We start from the raw sequence: 17,441 nt of genomic DNA on the forward strand, positions 1-17,441 counted from the left end.
CCCATGTCGCTGGCCAAGCCCTGGAGCTCCACGGCCTTCCGGCTGGCGCTGACCTACGGCGTGCTGCTGGTGCTGACCATGTCCATCGTGCTGTCGGTGTTCTACGTGCAGACCGTGGGCGTGCTGCGCATGCGCATGGACCGGCAGGCCGAGAACCACATGCGCCGCCTGGTCGAGCACCGCGACAAGTACGGCGAGCCCGCGCTGGAGGCCGAGATCCAGCAGACCCTGCTGGACGGCGTCAACACCGATACCGAAATCCTCATCCTCATGGATGGCGACGGCAATCCCATCATCGGCAACGCCGACGTGGTGCCCGCACGCCGCCTGACGGAGATGGGCGTGCGCGATCTCAAGGTGCGGCGCAACGGCCGCATCATCGCGGGCCGCGTGGCCGTGGCCCAGCTGTCCGACGGCAAGCTGCTGGCCGTGGGCAGCGACATGCAGGTGCAAAGCGATGTGGAGGAGCTGTTCGGCCGCGCCAGCCTGCTGGCCGGCCTGGTGGCCCTGGGCATGGCCGTACTGGGCGCCGGGGCCTTCCGGCGCGTGGTGGAAGAGCGGGCCGCCGACATCCGCAGCACCATGGCGCGCGTGGCCACGGGCGACCTGCGCCAGCGCATCCCGGTCACGCGCCGCGACGATGAGTTCACGCTGCTCAACCGCGACATCAACACCATGCTGGACCGGCTGGAACTGCTGATGGACGGCATACGCCATGTCTCCAACACCATCGCCCACAACCTGCGCACGCCGCTGACGCGCATCCTGCTGCGCCTGCGCAATGCCCAGCAGGCCACGCCCGAGGAAAAGAACGAGACGCTGGCGCTGGTGGCCCAGGAAGTGGCCGAGCTGGGCGTGGTCTTCGACAAGCTGCTGCAGATTGCCGAAGTGGAAAGCGGCGCCAGCCGCAAGAACTTCGCGCCCGTGGACCTGCGCGCCCTGCTGGTCGACGTGGTGGAGTTCTACGAACCGCTGGTCGAGGACGCAGGCGGCGTGCTGCGGCTGCAGGTCGAAGGCACGCCCATGGCGCTGGGCGACGGGGACCTGCTGGCCAGCGCCGTGGCCAACCTCGTGGACAACGCCATCAAGTACGGATCACTGCCCGACAGCGACCACGGCGCCGACATGCTGCTGCGCGCGGGCGTGGCCCACGAACACGGCATGGACGGCGGCGCCTGGGGCGTGGAAATCATCGTGCAGGACCGCGGCCCCGGCGTGGACGCGCAGACGCGCGAGAAGATGAGCACCCGCTTTTACCGCGCCGAATCGGACCGCGAAGGCTACGGCCTGGGCCTGGCCAGCGTGCTGGCCATCGTGCAGCTGCACGGCGGCAAGCTGGGCTTCGAGAACATGCATCCGGGCCTGCAGGCAAGGATCTGGCTGCCCGGGTTGCCCACGGCCTGAAGCCGTTTCAGCGGTCCTTGTGACCGTAGGCGCAAAAGCCGGGCTTGGGCCCCTTCTTGGGGTGCAGGCGACAGGTTTCGGGCCGCTTGTCGTAGACCGTGCAGCGCCGCGACTTGGCATCCAGAAAATTGCAGTCCCCGCTGGCGCGCCGCGCCATGGTGAAGATGTTGTGCTTGGGGTTGTAGTGGTCGATCAAGCGCATCTTCATCAGCCGCTTGGCGATGAGCTTGGGCTCCACGTTGTCCACCTCGAACGGATCCACCAGCTCCAGCCGCACCAGATCGGGCAGCTGCACCTCCAGCGGCATGGTGCAGCAGTTGGCCGCACAGCTGTCGCACATGCCGGGCTTGTATTTGCTCCAGGAGTCGAGGCGGTCGACGTCGACGATGCTGATGGGGGATCTCATGGTGGGGGATGGGCGTGTGCAGGGCCGCTATTTTTCGCCAGAAAGCCCGGCGGCGGTTGCCGCGCCGGCGTAGCCAAGCGAGGGGGCGGGTCTTTGGGGGACGCCGTCCCTGCATCCATCCCCTGGCCTTCAGGCCGGCCGCTTCCTCAACAGGTATTTCTGAAACCCGTCCGACACCCGCTCGTCGCGCTGGTTCAGCACCTCGGTGGCCAGGGTCAGCACGCCCGTGGTGTTGCCGGGCTTGAGCTCGGACACCGTCAGCGTGCAGTACAGCGTGTCGCCCACATGGACGGGGGCCAGGAAGCGGCTGCCCTGCTCCAGAAAGCCCTTGAGCGATTCCTCGACCATGTGCGGGAACAGGCCGGCGCCTGCCGCCGTCTGTATGGCCACCTGGTAGCCGTGGGCCAGCATATGGGGCATGCCGCGCGCGCGGCAGTACTCCACGTCGTAGTGCACGGGATGGTTGTCGCCGCTGGCCAGCTGGAAGGCGGCGAACAGGGCATCGGTCATGGTGCGCGATGGCAGGGCGAAGACCTCGCCCAGCGCGAAGTCTTCAAAGTAGCGCTGGGCGCACAGGGATGGGTGGCGTGGCATGGCGACTCTCCTCAGTTCGCGCTCATGTGGGCGGCCCGGGCGACCTTGCCCCATTTGTCCAGCTCCTGCTTGAGGAAGGCGGCCAGCGCCTGGGGGCGCGGCTGCATTTCCAGCACCAGGCCCATGTCGTAGGCCTTTTTCTGCAGCCCGGCATCGTCCACCGTGGCCTGCAGGCTGGACTGCAGGCGGGCAATCAGCGCTGGCGGCGTGCCTGCGGGGGCGAACACGGCGTTCCAGGTATAGGCCTCGTAGCCGGGCACCTGCTCGGCAATGGCAGGCGTGTCGGGCGTCTGCGGCAGGCGCTGGGCCATGGTGGTGGCCAGCAGGCGCACCGTGCCCGCCTTGACCTGGGCCAGGCCTGTGGGCGCGCTGTCCAGCATGAAGGCCAGGTGCCCGCCGATGAGGTCCTGTATGGCTGGCGCACTGCCCCGGTAGGGCACATGCTGGGCCCGGGTGCCCGCCATCAGGTTCAGCAGCTCCGCGCCCAGGTGCGGAGCGCTGCCCACGCCCGCCGATGCATAGCTGACCTGGCCGGGCCGCGCCCGCAGATAGGCCAGGAAATCCGGCAGGCTCTGCACGGGCAGCCGCTTGTCCACCACCAGCACCAGCGGCGCCCTGGCGAGCAGTCCCACGGGCGCGAAGTCTTCCTCCGTGCGGTAGCCCAGCTTGTCGTGGATGTAGGGATTGACGGCATGCGCCACCGTGGTCAGCAGCAGGGTGTAGCCGTCAGGGGCTGCCTTGGCAACCGCCTCCGTGCCCACCAGGGTGCCGGCACCCGTGCGGTTCTCGATCACCACGGGCGTGCCCAGCTTCTGGCTCCAGACATCGGCCATGGCGCGGCCAAAGGTGTCGGTGGGGCCGCCTGCCGCGTAGGGAATCACCAGCTTGATGGGGCGCGCCGGATAGTCCTGCGCTGCGACCGCGCCGGCGGCCAGAAGCAGGGCAGTGAGAAGGGTTTGGCGTCTTGCCGTCTTGAAGTCCATAATTTTCTCCGTTGTCTCCTGGCGCCGACTATAGAAATGCGCTGCCAATGCAGCCAGTCGAATCATTGATAGGGCGGTTAGAAACCGTCTAACACCAAGGAAATGCTCCCGGCGGGCATGCAACGGATGCGATATGAATTGACGGATCTCAGGGTTTTCCTTGCGATTGCCCAGGCCAAAAGCCTCAGCGCAGGCGCGGCTGAAATGCATTTGACGGCGCCATCGGCCAGCTACCGGCTCAAGAATCTGGAGCAGGCCATGGGCGCATCGCTGTTTGAAAGAACGTCCAAAGGCATGGTGCTGACCCCGGCGGGAATGACGGTCAAGAAATACGCCGATTCCATTTTCGGCAGCGTGGACCGCCTGCACGGAGAAATGCAAAGACACATCAACGGAATATCAGGCCATATCCGCGTATTTGCCAACAGCAGCACGCTGACGGGAATCGCGCCCGTGCTCAGCCGCTATCTGGCCCATTATCCGAACGTCAATGTGGACCTGGAGGAGCGCCTGAGCGAAGACACGGTGCGCGCCGTGCTCGACGGCAGTGCCGACGTGGGTCTGGTGGCCGGCCAGATCGATCTGCATGGCCTGCACGCCATCACCTATGGCCGCGATGAACTGGTGTTCGTGGTGCCCGCTGGCCACCCCTTGGCCGCCAGCAGCAGGGTGCCGCTGGAAACTGCGCTGACCTACGACCTGGTCTCGATCGGCCGCAAGACCAGCAACTTTCTCTACCTCCAAGGCATGGCATCCAGGCTGGGCATGAATCCCAGAGTACGTGTGCACGCACCAACATTCGAGGCCGTGCTGCAGTGCGTGCAGGAAGGCGTGGGCATTGCGCTGGTGCCGCGCTCCATTGCCCGGCCGGCGCTGCAGGCGCGCAGGCTGGCTGCCGTGGGCCTGGACGAGGCCTGGGCGCAGCGCGAGCAGAAGGTGGTCACGCGCGAACCCGAAACCCTGCCCGCCTATGCCCGCGATTTCGTGGCCTATGTGGCGGCCCAGCCTTTGCCCGAGGAAGGCGCCGTGCAGGAATCCCTGTCTTAGAAGATTTGAAATTCCGCTTAGAAAATGCCGACTGGCTGGGTGATGGTCGCACTTCTAGAATGCGGCGAATCGAATATTCGCCTCGTTCAAGAAAATGCAGACACGCCCATTGGATGGTTTGACGGTATTGGCCATGGAACACGCCGTGGCAGGGCCTTTTGCCAGCCGGCAGCTGGCGGACCTGGGCGCCAGGGTCATCAAGCTGGAGCGATTGCCCGATGGGGATTTTGCGCGGGGCTATGACGACAAGGTCCATGGTGAATCATCCTTTTTTGTCTGGGCCAATCGGGGAAAGCAAAGCCTGGCTGCAGATATCAAGACCGCCGAAGGGCAGAATATCGTCGGGAAAATACTGGAAAACGCCGATATCCTGATCCAGAACCTGGCCCCCGGTGCCATGCAGAGAATGGGCATGGATTTCGACAGCCTGCATGAGAAATATCCGCGTCTCATCGTCTGCGATATATCGGGCTATGGCGAAGGCGGACCGCTCAGCGACAAAAAGGCCTATGACCTGCTGATCCAGGCGGCAGCCGGCCTGATCTCGGTCACGGGCACGCCCGACCAGCCCGCGCGCGTGGGCATTTCCATCGCCGACATCGCGGCCGGCATGTATGCCTACTCGGGCATGCTGTCTGCCCTGCTGCAGCGCGCCCGCACCGGCCGGGGCCTGCGCGTGGAGGTATCCATGCTGGAGGCGCTGGCCGAATGGATGTCCTACCCGCTGAATTTCGCCCACTACGGCGGCGCGGCGCCTGCGCGCAGCGGGCTGACCCACCCTTCCATCGCGCCCTATGGCCAGTACACGGCCGGTGACGGCCAGAGCCTGATCTTCGGCCTGCAGAACGACCGCGAATGGCACAGCTTCTGCGCCCATGTGCTGCAGCAGCCCGCGCTGGCGCAGGACGCGCGCTTTGCCACCAACCTGCAGCGCGTGGCGCACCGCAAGGAACTCGACGCGGTGATCGCCTCCGTGCTGGCCCCCCTGAGCCGCGAACAGGCCATGCAGCGCCTGGATGCAGGCGGCATCGCCAACGCGCCGCTCAACGACATGCACGCGGTCTGGGACCATCCCCAGCTGCAGGCGCGTGAACGCTGGCGCGAGGTGGCCACGCCCACCGGCAGCATCCAGGCCCTGCTGCCCCCGGCCACGCTGTCGGATGCCGAAGCCGCCATGGGCGCCGTGCCCGCGCTGGGCGAGCATACGCAGGCGCTGTGGGAGGAGTTTGGTGGGCGGTGAACATGACCAGGGGCGCCAAGGTCCGGCCATGAAAAAAGCGCTCCTTGCAGAGCGCTTTTTGCAGTGTGCCGTTCGGCTGGATCAGACGTCGATATTGCCCGCCCGCAGCGCATTCGTCTCGATGAAGTCCCGGCGCGGCTCCACCTCGTCGCCCATGAGCATGGTGAACACGCGGTCGGCCTCGATGGCGTCGCCGATCTGCACCTGCAGCAGGCTGCGCACGGTGGGGTCCATGGTGGTCTCCCACAGCTGCTCGGGGTTCATTTCGCCCAGGCCCTTGTAGCGCTGGCGGGCCGTGGTGCGTTCGGCCTCGTGCAGCAGCCATTGCATGGCCTGGCGGAAGTCGGTGGCCTTGTCGCTCTTGGCCTTCTCGCCTTCGCCGCGCATGACCTTGGCGCCTTCGCCCAGCAGGCCGTTGAAGTTCTGGGCTTCGTCGGCCAGTGCGGCGTAGTCGTGGCTGCGCACGAACTCCTGGGTGAGGATGGAGCTCTTGATGTTGCCGTGGTGGTGGCGGCTGATGCGCAGCACGGGCTTTTCGGAGACCGGGTCGATTTCGGCCGTGACCTCGGCGGGCACGCCCGTGGTGGTCAACTCGCGCAGCTTGGCCTCCAGGATGGGGGCGCAGGCCTGTGCCGCCTCGATGCTGTCCAGCGTGATCTGCACGCCGTCGGCGATGGCGCGCAGGGCCTCGGCATCCATGAAGTTGGACAGGCGGTCGATGACGGTCTCGGCGGCCAGGTGCATGTTGGCCAGCTTGGCCAGTTCCTCGCCGTCCAGCGTGCGCGGGTTGGCGCCGCCGGTGCTGACGCTGGCGTTCATCAGCGCGATGCGCAGCAGGTACTGGTTGAGCGCGGGGCCGTCCTTGATGTACAGCTCTTCCTTGCCGTTCTTGACCTTGTACAGCGGTGGCTGGGCGATGTAGATGTGGCCGCGCTCGACCAGGTCCGGCATCTGGCGGTAGAAGAAGGTCAGCAGCAGGGTGCGGATGTGGGCGCCGTCCACGTCCGCGTCGGTCATGATGATGATGCGGTGGTAGCGCAGCTTGTTGGGGTCGAAATCGTCGCTGCCGCTCTTGCCCGATTCGGCCGTGGCCTTGCCGATGCCGGTGCCCAGGGCCGTGATCAGGGTGACGATTTCGTTGCTGGTCAGCAGCTTCTCGTAGCGGGCCTTTTCCACGTTCAGGATCTTGCCGCGCAGCGGCAGGATGGCCTGGAACTTGCGGTCGCGACCTTGCTTGGCGGAGCCGCCGGCGGAGTCACCCTCGACGATGTAGATCTCGCACAGCGCCGGGTCCTTTTCCTGGCAGTCGGCCAGCTTGCCGGGCAGGCCCATGCCGTCGAGCACACCCTTGCGGCGCGTCATCTCGCGGGCCTTGCGCGCGGCCTCGCGGGCACGCGCGGCATCGACGATCTTGCTGCACAGGATCTTGGCGTCGTTGGGCTTTTCCTCCAGGTAGTCGGTCAGCGCCTTGGCGACGATGTCCTCCACGGGCGCGCGCACTTCGCTGGAGACCAGCTTGTCCTTGGTCTGGCTGCTGAACTTGGGCTCGGGCACCTTCACGGACAGCACGCAGCACAGGCCTTCGCGCATGTCGTCGCCGCTGACCTCGACCTTGGCCTTCTTGGCCAGCTCGTTCTGCTCGATGTACTTGCCGATCACGCGCGTCATGGCGGCGCGCAGGCCCGTCAGGTGGGTGCCGCCGTCGCGCTGCGGGATGTTGTTGGTGAAGCACAGCACCTGCTCGGCGTAGCTGTCGTTCCACTGCATGGCGACTTCGACGCCGATCTCGGTGCCGGGGATGCCGCCGTAGCTTTCCGCAGGACGCGTGCCGTTGGCGTGGAAGGCGGTGGGGTGCAGCACCTTCTTGTTGGCGTTGATGAACTGCACGAAGCCCATGACGCCGCCGGCGCCGGAGAAGTCGTCCTCGCGGCCGTCGCGCTCGTCCTTGAGGCGGATGCGCACGCCGTTGTTCAGGAAGGACAGTTCGCGCAGGCGCTTGGCCAGGATCTCGTAGCGGAACTCATGGTTCTGCGTGAAGATTTCCGTGTCGGGCAGGAAGTGGACCTTGGTGCCGCGCTTGTCGCTCTTGCCGACCACGCGCATGGGCGAGACCTCGACGCCGTCCACGATCTCGATGGGGCGGTTCTGCACCTGGCCGCGCGAGAAGTCGATCTCGTAGACTTCGCCGTCGCGGCGCACGCTGAGCTTGAGCCAGATGGACAGTGCGTTCACGCAGGACACGCCCACGCCGTGCAGGCCGCCCGAGACCTTGTAGCTGTTCTGGTTGAACTTGCCGCCCGCGTGCAGTTCGGTGAGGGCGATTTCGGCCGCCGAGCGCTTGGGCTCGTGCTTGTCGTCCATCTTCACGCGCGTGGGGATGCCGCGGCCGTTGTCGATGACGGACAGGGAGCCATCGGCATGGATGGTGACCAGGATGTCGTCGCAGTAGCCGGCCAGGGCTTCGTCGATGGAGTTGTCCACCACTTCGAAGACCAGGTGGTGCAGGCCCGTGCCATCGGAGGTGTCGCCGATGTACATGCCGGGGCGCTTGCGCACGGCCTCCAGGCCTTCGAGGATCTGGATCGCGCCTTCGCCATAGCCGCTGGAGTCTGAGCCTTCGGGGGCAATGGTCTGGTTTTCTGGCTTGTTCTCGTCGGTCATGGAAGGCCCTGGGGTAGTTCCGTCGGAAGCTGTCGCTTCGCTTGAAAATGTTCGATTCGGCCGCTGGCGCGGTGCGTAGGGACGCGCGCTGCGGGCTACGAGTCGGATAGGGTGGTTGCGCGCCTTGCACCGGCTTGTGCCACCGGGCGGCGGGTGCAGGGGCTGCGCAATGTGTCAGGCATCGGGTAGGTGTGGCGCGCGCTCAGATGCGCATCGGCATCACGACGTACTTGAAGCTGTCGTTCTCGGGGATGGTCAGCAGCGCCGAGCTGTTGCCGTCCTGCAGGTCGATCCTGATCATGTCCTGGCCCATGTTGGACAGGGCGTCGATCAGGTAGGTGACGTTGAAGCCGATCTCGATGGTGTCGCCACCGTAGTCGATGTCCAGCTCGTCCATGGCCTCTTCCTGCTCGGCGTTGTTGGAGGCCACGCGCAAGGTGCCGGGCTCCACCGTCAGGCGCACGCCCTTGAACTTGTCGCTGGTCATGATGGCCGTGCGCTGCAGGCTGGCCAGCAGCGGGGCGCGGCCCAGGGTCACGCTGTTGGTGTGGTTGCGCGGGATGACGCGGTTGTAGTCGGGGAACTTGCCCTCGACCAGCTTGGTCACGAACTCCATGCCGCCAAAGGTGAACTTGGCCTGGTTGTTGGCGAACTGCATCTCGATGTGGGGCTGGTTCTCGCCGCCGGCATCCGACAGCAGGCGCTGCAGCTCCAGCACGGTCTTGCGCGGCAGGATCACTTCCTGCTTGGGCACTTCCACGTCCAGCTGGCTGCTTGCAAAGGCCAGGCGGTGGCCGTCGGTGGCCACCAGGGACAGCTGCTTGCCCTCGGCCACGAACAGGATGCCGTTGAGGTAGTAGCGGATGTCCTGCACGGCCATGGCGAAGGAGACCTGGCCCAGCAGGTCCTTGAGCACCTTCTGCGGCACGCTGAACGACGGGCCGAAGGCCGCAGCCTCCTGCACCAGCGGGAAATCCTCGGCCGGCAGGGTCTGCAGCGTGAAGCGGCTCTTGCCGCCCTTGAGCACCATCTTGGCCTGCTGGGTCTCCAGGCTCACGGTCTGGTCGCCGGGCATGGTCTTGAGGATGTCGATCAGCTTGCGCGCGCCCACGGTGGTGGTGAAGTCGCCGGTGTCGCCGCCGAGTTCGGCGGTGGTGCGGATCTGGATTTCCAGGTCGCTGGTGGTCAGCTGCAATGCGTTGCCGGTCTTCTTGATCAGCACGTTGGCCAGGATGGGCAGCGTGTGGCGGCGTTCGACGATGCCGGACACCGATTGCAGGACCGCGAGAACTTTGTCTTGTGTGGCTTTCAGGACGATCATGTCAACCTCTGATTTAAGGATGCGGGTCTCGGTGGGAGCGGCGGCTCACACATGAGCCCCCTCTTGCCGCTCGAATCCCCCATTTTGCCGCGTACGCAGGGCCTGAACGGGGGAGTTTTCATCAACCTTTGAGAGTTTGCTCCAGCACGTGCAGCTGCTGGTTCAGCTCGGTCAGCTGCTGGCGTTCGCCGGCGATCTTGCGCACCGCGTGCAGCACGGTGGTGTGGTCGCGTCCGCCGAACAGCTCGCCGATCTCGGGCAGGCTCTTCTGGGTCAATTCCTTGGCCAGGTACATGGCAATCTGGCGCGGCCGGGCAATGCTGGCCGGGCGCTTCTTGCTGTACATGTCGGCCACCTTGATCTTGTAGTAGTCGGCCACCGTCTTCTGGATGTTTTCCACGCTGATCTGGCGGTTCTGGATGGACAGCAGATCACGCAGGGCCTCGCGGGCCAGCTGGATGGAGACTTCCTTCTGGTTGAAGCGCGAATAGGCCAGGATCTTGCGCAGCGCGCCTTCGAGCTCGCGCACGTTGGAGCGCACGTTCTTGGCCACGAAGAAGGCGACTTCCTCGGGCATCTCGGCGTTCTCGGCGCGGGCCTTGTTGATCAGGATGGCCACGCGCATCTCCAGCTCGGGCGGCTCGATGGCCACCGTCAGCCCGGAGTCGAAGCGCGAGACCAGCCGCTCGTGGATGTTGGCCAGACCCTTGGGATAGGTGTCCGAGGTCATCACGATGTGGCTCTTCTTGGCCAGCAGGGCCTCGAAGGCGTTGAAGAACTCCTCCTGCGTGCGGTCCTTGTTGGCGAAGAACTGCACATCGTCGATCAGCAGCAGATCCAGCGAGTGGTAGCGCTCCTTGAATTCGTCAAAAGTGCGGCGCTGGTAGGCCTTGACCACATCCGAGACGAACTGCTCGGCGTGGATGTAGAGAACTTTCGCGTCGGGCTTGTCGGCCAGCAGCTTGTTGCCCACGGCATGCACCAGGTGGGTCTTGCCCAGGCCCACGCCGCCGTAGATGAACAGCGGGTTGTACAGGTGGCCGGGCGAGCCCGCCACATGCATGGCGGCCGAGCGTGCCATGCGGTTGGCCGTGCCTTCCACCAGGGTTTCAAAGGTCAGCGCGGCGTTCAGGCGCGTACGGAAGACCGGCGCTGCCGCGTCTTCGCCAGTGACCGTGGGCACCGAGGTGACAATGGTTTCCGGTGGGGCCGAGCGCTCGCTGGAAGATGGGCGAACATAAGTACGCACAACGCTTTCCCGTTGAGCGAGCGCTAACTCAAGTGTCACCGGCTGGCCATAGAGCGACTCCAGCATGGCCGAGATGCGGCCTGCATATTGGGCGCGGATCCAGTCGAGCTTGAAGCGGTTGGCCACGTAGACGGTGACTTTGGAGAAGTCTTCGGCGACGTGCGCGGTCAGGGGCTTGATCCAGGTGTTGAACTGCTGCTCAGGCATTTCCTGCCCCAGTTGCTCAACGCAGACTTGCCACAGGCCCTGGCCTGCATCGTTCGTAGGTTCCTCTGTCATTGTCGAAGTCTAGTTGTGGATAGGAGGAACTGTTGCGAGGCTGCCATTGTAGCTTTTGCGGAAGTTATCCACAAAATATCAGGAGCTTGTCCTCTGCCCTGTCGCAAAATGGGCAGGCATCCTTCAGGTTCGAAGGGCATTGCATCAAGTGGGCAACGCTGTGATAATCGCGGGTTTCCCTGAATGTGTTCAGGGTGATATGTCCCGCCCGTCTGCATCGGGTCTGCATGCTGCTGCTGGTTGCCTTGGGCGAAACCTTCCCGGTTCGCGCTCCTGGCCGCACATGGCAAGTGCATCGTGCAGATTTTTGGCAGGTGGCCTGGCGGTTTGCCTTTGTGGCGGCTGCTGGCTGCACTGCGTGTAGCGTGCCGGATACGGGACCGGTGCAAAACTGAACCTTCTCTAGGAACCAACATGAAACGTACTTACCAACCCTCCAAGACCCGTCGCGCCCGCACCCACGGCTTTCTGGTCCGCATGAAGACCAAGGGCGGCCGCGCCGTGATCAACGCTCGCCGCGCCAAGGGCCGCAAGCGTCTGGCCGTCTAAGGCCAGCCATTGCTGGGCGGTTTGCTCGCTGCACTGAACCCCTGAAAGGGGTGCTGGAATGCAACGGCTGAAAACACGTCCGCAGTTTCAGGCCGCCATGGCTGCCGGTACGATTTCGCGTACCGCGCACTTCGCCCTGCACCGTCTCGTTCTGACGGAGCAGGTCGCTGCCATGCCGCCACCGACAGGGCCCGGATCGCAAGATCCGCAGGCCCTGTTCGGCGTTGGCGCGGTGCGCCGGGATGCCTGGCTGGGTGCCATGGTGCCCAAGCGCTGGGCGCGCCGATCGGTGACACGCCACACCATCAAGCGGCAGATCTACGCCGTGGGCGGCGAGCACGAGGCCTTGATGCTCCATGGCGCGCATGTGGTGCGATTGCGCTCGGGCTTTGACCGGCGCCAGTTCGTGAGCGCCACGTCCGATGTGCTCAAGCAGGCGGTTCGTGCCGAGCTGCAGCAGCTGTTCGCCCATGCCGCGAAACGCCTGTCGCAGCCGGCACCCGGGTTGCCTCAGCCAGCGCAGGAGCCGGCCGCTGCCGCTGGCGAGCCTGCCGGAGCCACGCCATGATGCAGCGGCTGCTGATGGCGCTGGTGCGTGGCTATCGGCTGATGCTCAGTCCCTGGCTGGGCTCGGCCTGCCGCTTCACGCCGACCTGCTCTGCCTATTCCCTTGAAGCGCTGGAGCAACACGGCGCTGCGGTAGGCTCCTACCTGACACTGCGCCGACTGGCGCGCTGTCATCCGTGGTGTGACGGGGGGCATGACCCTGTGCCAGAGCACAAGCCCAGGCTGTTCACCAGCCTGACGGCTGCGCCCGAAAACACCCAACCTTCCTCACCTAAGAAGTCTTCATGAACGATATTCGCCGCACCATCCTGTGGGTGATATTTGGCTTTTCGCTGGTCTTGCTATGGGACAAATGGCAAGTGCACAACGGCAAGAAGGCCACTTTCTTCCCCGCGCCGGCCGTGGCCACGGCCCCGGCACCTGAAACGGGCAAGGCGCCCGGCGACGCCAGCGTGCCCTCGGCAGCGACTGCGGCAACGGCCGGTGCCGGCGAAGTGCCTGGCGGCGCTGCCGCGCCCGAGGCTGCCCCGCGCCAGAACGTGACCATCAGCACCGACGTGCTGCGCCTGACCTTCGACAGCCAGGGCGGCACGCTGCGACATGCCGAGCTGCTCAAGTACGCCGATTCCGCCCACAAGGACAAGCCGGTCGTGCTGTTCGACGAGAGCGTGCACCGTGTGTACCTGGGCCAGTCGGGCCTGATCGGCGGCGGTTTCCCCACGCACAAGACGACCATGACCGCGCTGCCCGGTGCACGCGAGCTCAAGGACGGCGAGGACCAGATGGAGCTTCGCTTCGAGTCGCCCGACATGGGCGGCGTGAAGCTGGTCAAGATCTGGACGCTCAAGCGCGGTGCCTACGACATCGGCGTGCGCCATGAAGTGGTGAACATCGGCACGACTGCCGTGAACCCGCAGCTGTACCTGCAGCTGGTGCGCGACGGCAACAAGCCCGAAGGCGAAGAGTCCACCATGTACTCCACCTTCACGGGCCCGGCCGTCTACACCGACGAGAAGAAGTACCAGAAGGTCGAGTTCAAGGACATCGAAAACGGCAAGGCCAGCGTCGAGAAGTCGTCCTCGGGCGGCTACGTGGCCATGGTCCAGCATTACTTTGCCAGCGCCTGGCTGCTGGCCGAAGGCGTGCAGCGCGAGAACTTCCTGCGCAAGGTGGACAGCAACCTCTACGCCGTCGGCATGATCACGCCCGTGGGCACCATCGAGCCCGGCCAGAGCAAGAGCGTGGAAGCGCGCCTGTTTGCCGGACCCCAGATCGAAAAGCGCCTGGAGGCTCTGGCCCCCGGCCTGGAACTGGTCAAGGACTATGGCTGGCTGACCATCCTGGCCAAGCCGCTGTACTGGCTGCTGGACAAGCTGCACGGTTTCCTGGGCAACTGGGGCTGGTCCATCGTGGCCCTGGTGCTGCTGCTGAAGATCGCCTTCTACTGGCTCAATGCCAAGGCCTACTCCTCGATGGCCAAGATGAAGGCCATCAACCCGCGCATCATGGAAATGCGCGAGCGCCTCAAGGACAAGCCCCAGCAGATGCAGCAGGAGATGATGCGCATCTACCGCGAGGAAAAGGTCAACCCCATGGGCGGCTGCCTGCCCATCATCATCCAGATCCCAGTGTTCATCGCGCTGTACTGGGTGCTGCTGTCCAGCGTGGAAATCCGCAACGCGCCCTGGATCGGCTGGATCACCGACCTGTCGGCCAAGGACCCGCTGTTCATCCTGCCCGTGCTGATGACCCTGTCGTCGCTGCTGCAGACCGCGCTGAACCCCGCTCCGCCGGATCCGATGCAGGCCAAGATGATGTGGATCATGCCCCTGGTCTTCAGCGTGATGTTCTTCTTCTTCCCGGCCGGCCTGGTGCTGTACTGGCTGACGAACAACATCCTGTCCATTGCCCAGCAGTGGATCATCAACACCCGCATGGGCGTGCCGCCGCAGTTCAATCTGCCCAACTTCGGCAAGACCAAGCCTGCCAAGTAAGCCTGCGAAGGCCCTGGCTCCAAAGCCCGCTTCGGCGGGCTTTTTTCATGGGCGGCCTATCATCGGCGGCCTGAAATCCCTTCCCAAGAAAGCTCCATCCATGCTGCCCCGCCACAACGACCCCATTGCCGCCATCGCCACCGCTCCGGGGCGCGGCGCCGTGGGCATCGTGCGCGTCTCCGGCAAGGGGGTGGCGCCGCTGGTGCGGGTGCTGTGCGGGCGCGACCTCAAGCCGCGCGAGGCCACCTACCTGCCGTTGCGCGATGCCGCAGGCGGACCCATAGACCACGGCCTGGCCCTGTTCTTCCCGGCGCCGCACAGCTACACCGGCGAGGACGTGCTGGAGCTGCAGGCCCACGGCGGCCCGGTCGTGCTGCAGCTGCTGCTGGCACGCTGCCTGGAGGCGGCGCAAGAGCCTCTCGAAGGCCATCGCAGCGTACTGCCTGGCCTGCGCCTGGCCCAGCCTGGGGAATTCACCGAACGTGCCTTTCTCAACGACAAGATCGATCTGGCCCAGGCCGAAGCCATTGCCGACCTGATCGACGCCAGCACCGAGGCCGCCGCGCGCAGCGCAAGCCGCTCGCTGTCGGGAGCCTTCTCCGAGGAGATTCATGGCCTGCGCGATGCGCTGGTGCACCTGCGCATGCTGGTCGAGGCCACGCTGGACTTTCCCGAGGAAGAGATCGACTTCCTGCAAAAGGCCGATGCCAGCGGCCAGCTCGCGCGGCTGCGCGGCAAGCTGGACCAGGTGCTGTCGCGCGCCCACCAGGGTGCGCTGCTGCGCGAAGGCATCAAGGTCGTGATCGCAGGGCAGCCCAATGCGGGCAAGAGCTCGCTGCTCAATGCGCTGGCCGGTGCCGAGCTGGCCATCGTCACGCCCATCGCCGGCACCACGCGCGACAAGGTGCAGCAGACCATCCAGATCGAGGGCGTGCCGCTGCACGTGATAGACACAGCCGGCCTGCGCGAGAGCAGTGACGAAGTCGAGCGCATCGGCATCGCCCGCGCCTGGGAGGAGATCGCTGCGGCCGATGCCGTGCTCTTCCTGCACGACCTCACGCGCATGGGCGACAACGACTATCTGGCCGCAGACGCGGCCATCGCCGAAACCCTGGCCCAGAAGCTGCCGGGCCAGGTGCCCGTGATCGATGTCTGGAACAAGACCGATCGCGCCGAGCCGGCCCAGCTGCAGGCGCATGGCGGGCGCGAAGGCAGCGTGGCGCTGTCGGCACGCACCGGCGACGGCCTGGATGCGCTGCGCCGGCGCCTGCTGGATGTGGCCGGATGGCAGTCCGCCCCCGAAGGCCTGTACCTGGCGCGCGCACGCCATGTGGAGGCGCTGCAGGCCGTGGCCGCGCACCTGGAAGAGGCCGAGCTGCAGCTGGCGGCCCAGGCCGCCCATCTGGACCTGCTGGCCGAGGAACTGCGCCTGGCCCAGGTCTCGCTGAACTCCATCACCGGGGAATTCAGCTCGGATGACCTGCTGGGTGTGATCTTCTCGAGCTTTTGCATTGGCAAGTGACAGAGGGGATGCGGGCTGTGCGCGGCATGCCCAGCACGGCTGATGAGATGGCGGCAATATTTATCTTTTGCTACAAAATTTGCCGTCGAAAACCCACGCGCCGGCATTGGCGTGCGCGCTGCCGTCGCTTAGCATGCGGCGTGCCGCAGCGGCCCTTGCCGCGGCCTGTCGCCGGGTGCCGTCCCGGAGCGGGTACGCGGCCCACTTCGAACCGGATCCGCCATGTCTTCTTCCTCCCACAATGATTTGCGGCCTTTGGCCCAGGCCATGTCGTCGGCCGTGGCTGTCGACGGTGTGCAGAACGCGCTGACCTCGGAGCAGTGGGATCTGCTGGCACCTTACCTGGTGCCCGTCACTCTGGCCGCGGGCGAGCTGCTGTTTGCCGAAGGTTCGCTGGACCGCAATCTGTACTTCGTGGAGTCCGGCAGCCTCAGCGTGCACTACCAGGATGCCAAGGAGCGCATCCGCCTGGCCATCGTCGGTCCGGGCTCCATCCTGGGCGAGGGCGCCTTCTTCGCGCACCGCGCGCGCCACGCCACCGTGCAGGCTGCCGCGCCGGGGCGCCTGTGGTGCCTGACGGCCATGCGCTTCGCCGAACTCAGCAACCGCCAGCCCGGGGTGGCGCTGGCCCTGGTCATGGCCGCCGGCCAGGTCCTGGCGCGACGCGCGGTGGACAGCCGCCGCCGGGTGGCGAGCACCTGAGCAGCACCTGAACGGCACTTGGGCGAAGGCTCTCCGGGGGCCGGGTGGGATTACAGACCGGGCTTTGCTCTGCGACAAATTGATACAGCGGTTTTTGCAACACCTGTGCTCAAAATGTCGCCAAGTTGCAGGCACAATGCCGCGAGTTTGTGACTATTCGTGACAATGAGAGCCCCCATGTCTGTGTTCAACTGGTTTTCCCGCAAGCCTTTGCCCGAACAGGGTCGTGGTTCGCCTGGAAACGATGGCCAGGCCAACCCCGCGGCACGCCGTGATGCCGTCGCGGCCGGGCGCCGCAGCGAGCGGTCCGAGCGCCGTGAGCAGCTCTATGGCGTGGTGCGCGATGTCATGGTGCGTGCCGGGGTGTTGTCGGCCAGCTACAAGTTCAAGGTGCTCTCGCTGGACAGCGTGGGCCAGCGCTTCGTGGTGATGATGGACCTGGCACGGGCCTATGCCAGCGAAACCGCTCGGCTCAGCGAGATCGAGGCCATGCTGGCCCAGGCGGCCAAGGCCCGCATGGGCGCGGTCGTGACAGCCGTGTACTGGCGGGTCAGCGACCAGAACGCCGCCGCCCAGGCCCAGGTGCATTCCGTGGCCGTGCGCACACCGCGTCCCGTCCAGCCCGTGGCCGTCCCCGTCGTGGCTGCGATGGAGGCCGTGGCGCCCCAGCGCCGCAGGCAGGACACGGCGCCGTTCGAGCCCATAGACGATCAGGAAATGGCCGCCTTCAAGATGGCCGTGGCGGCCATGCCCGCTGCAGCCCGTGGTGCGGGCTCTGCAGCTGCGGCGCCCGCCGGCGTGCGCCGCTCGGGCCCCTTGCTCGGGCCAGGCGCAGGCGAACGCGGCGCGGACTTTCACCACAGCACGCTGGACCATCTGGACCTGGGTGTCACCCAGTACGGCGAACTGCGCTGACCGGGCGC

General features: G+C 65.7%; 16 protein-coding genes. 10 read left to right on the forward strand and 6 right to left on the reverse strand.

The features are described from left to right. Positions 1-3: 3 nt before the first annotated feature. Positions 4-1,404, forward strand: coding sequence for a HAMP domain-containing sensor histidine kinase (locus ACF8O7_RS19395; protein WP_046239392.1), 1,401 nt, complete (start codon positions 4-6; stop codon positions 1,402-1,404). A 7-nt stretch (positions 1,405-1,411) separates the two neighbouring features. Here ACF8O7_RS19395 and ACF8O7_RS19400 read toward each other — a convergent pair whose 3' ends face one another. From ACF8O7_RS19400 to ACF8O7_RS19410, 3 genes are all read right to left on the reverse strand, one after another. After that, positions 1,412-1,810 carry a YkgJ family cysteine cluster protein gene (locus ACF8O7_RS19400; RefSeq protein ID WP_013799932.1) on the reverse strand — a complete coding sequence of 133 codons (399 nt, stop codon included), beginning with the start codon at positions 1,808-1,810 and terminating at the stop codon, positions 1,412-1,414. A gap of 129 nt (positions 1,811-1,939) precedes the next feature. Next, on the reverse strand, positions 1,940-2,404 hold the full coding sequence (locus ACF8O7_RS19405) for a MaoC family dehydratase (RefSeq protein WP_016447265.1): 465 nt from the start codon (positions 2,402-2,404) through the stop codon (positions 1,940-1,942). A gap of 11 nt (positions 2,405-2,415) precedes the next feature. Continuing rightward, positions 2,416-3,387 (reverse strand): tripartite tricarboxylate transporter substrate binding protein, encoded by a 972-nt coding sequence (locus tag ACF8O7_RS19410; RefSeq protein ID WP_279493759.1) that lies wholly within the window; start codon positions 3,385-3,387, stop codon positions 2,416-2,418. 126 nt (positions 3,388-3,513) lie between these two features. On the opposite strand from ACF8O7_RS19410, the gene ACF8O7_RS19415 reads away from it, so the two are divergent. Together ACF8O7_RS19415 and ACF8O7_RS19420 are read left to right on the forward strand one after the other, a co-directional pair. After that, positions 3,514-4,434 (forward strand): LysR family transcriptional regulator, encoded by a 921-nt coding sequence (locus ACF8O7_RS19415; RefSeq protein ID WP_279495519.1) that lies wholly within the window; start codon positions 3,514-3,516, stop codon positions 4,432-4,434. A gap of 133 nt (positions 4,435-4,567) precedes the next feature. Then, positions 4,568-5,674 (forward strand): CaiB/BaiF CoA-transferase family protein, encoded by a 1,107-nt coding sequence (locus ACF8O7_RS19420; protein ID WP_239009550.1) that lies wholly within the window; start codon positions 4,568-4,570, stop codon positions 5,672-5,674. An 81-nt stretch (positions 5,675-5,755) separates the two neighbouring features. On the opposite strand, the gene gyrB is transcribed toward ACF8O7_RS19420, so the two are convergent. The 3 genes from gyrB to dnaA all read right to left on the reverse strand — a co-directional run bounded on the left by gyrB (position 5,756) and on the right by dnaA (position 11,184). Then, the gene (gene gyrB, locus ACF8O7_RS19425; protein ID WP_126311529.1) at positions 5,756-8,335 is read right to left on the reverse strand and encodes a DNA topoisomerase (ATP-hydrolyzing) subunit B; all 2,580 of its coding nucleotides are present in this window, start codon (positions 8,333-8,335) and stop codon (positions 5,756-5,758) included. Positions 8,336-8,537: 202 nt separating this feature from the next. Next, positions 8,538-9,656, reverse strand: a complete 1,119-nt coding sequence (gene dnaN / locus ACF8O7_RS19430; protein ID WP_016447260.1) for a DNA polymerase III subunit beta — start codon at positions 9,654-9,656, stop codon at positions 8,538-8,540. Positions 9,657-9,777: 121 nt separating this feature from the next. Continuing rightward, positions 9,778-11,184, reverse strand: a complete 1,407-nt coding sequence (dnaA, locus tag ACF8O7_RS19435) for a chromosomal replication initiator protein DnaA (protein WP_016447259.1) — start codon at positions 11,182-11,184, stop codon at positions 9,778-9,780. 414 nt (positions 11,185-11,598) lie between these two features. Between dnaA and rpmH the strand changes: the two genes are divergently transcribed. The 7 genes from rpmH (at position 11,599) to ACF8O7_RS19470 (ending at position 17,433) form a co-directional block, all read left to right on the forward strand. After that, positions 11,599-11,733, forward strand: a complete 135-nt coding sequence (gene rpmH / locus ACF8O7_RS19440; RefSeq protein ID WP_012207856.1) for a 50S ribosomal protein L34 — start codon at positions 11,599-11,601, stop codon at positions 11,731-11,733. A gap of 58 nt (positions 11,734-11,791) precedes the next feature. Continuing rightward, positions 11,792-12,301, forward strand: a complete 510-nt coding sequence (locus tag ACF8O7_RS19445) for a ribonuclease P protein component (RefSeq protein ID WP_017407041.1) — start codon at positions 11,792-11,794, stop codon at positions 12,299-12,301. Beyond that, positions 12,298-12,588 carry a membrane protein insertion efficiency factor YidD gene (yidD, locus tag ACF8O7_RS19450; RefSeq protein WP_016447257.1) on the forward strand — a complete coding sequence of 97 codons (291 nt, stop codon included), beginning with the start codon at positions 12,298-12,300 and terminating at the stop codon, positions 12,586-12,588. Before ACF8O7_RS19445 ends, yidD begins: the two co-directional genes overlap by 4 nt. Beyond that, positions 12,585-14,294, forward strand: coding sequence for a membrane protein insertase YidC (yidC, locus tag ACF8O7_RS19455; RefSeq protein WP_126311527.1), 1,710 nt, complete (start codon positions 12,585-12,587; stop codon positions 14,292-14,294). Before yidD ends, yidC begins: the two co-directional genes overlap by 4 nt. Positions 14,295-14,394: 100 nt before the next feature. Next, positions 14,395-15,816, forward strand: a complete 1,422-nt coding sequence (mnmE, locus tag ACF8O7_RS19460) for a tRNA uridine-5-carboxymethylaminomethyl(34) synthesis GTPase MnmE (RefSeq protein WP_016454193.1) — start codon at positions 14,395-14,397, stop codon at positions 15,814-15,816. 222 nt (positions 15,817-16,038) lie between these two features. Further along, a complete protein-coding gene (locus ACF8O7_RS19465) occupies positions 16,039-16,518 on the forward strand; it encodes a Crp/Fnr family transcriptional regulator (RefSeq protein ID WP_016447254.1) in 480 nt (159 codons plus the stop codon). A gap of 177 nt (positions 16,519-16,695) precedes the next feature. Next, positions 16,696-17,433 carry a hypothetical protein gene (locus tag ACF8O7_RS19470; RefSeq protein ID WP_070080762.1) on the forward strand — a complete coding sequence of 246 codons (738 nt, stop codon included), beginning with the start codon at positions 16,696-16,698 and terminating at the stop codon, positions 17,431-17,433. The last annotated feature ends 8 nt before the right edge of the window (positions 17,434-17,441 follow it).

It is taken from the genome of Delftia sp. WSY_16 (genome assembly GCF_043104415.1).
GTDB classification, from domain to species: Bacteria; Pseudomonadota; Gammaproteobacteria; order Burkholderiales; family Burkholderiaceae_C; genus Comamonas; species Comamonas tsuruhatensis.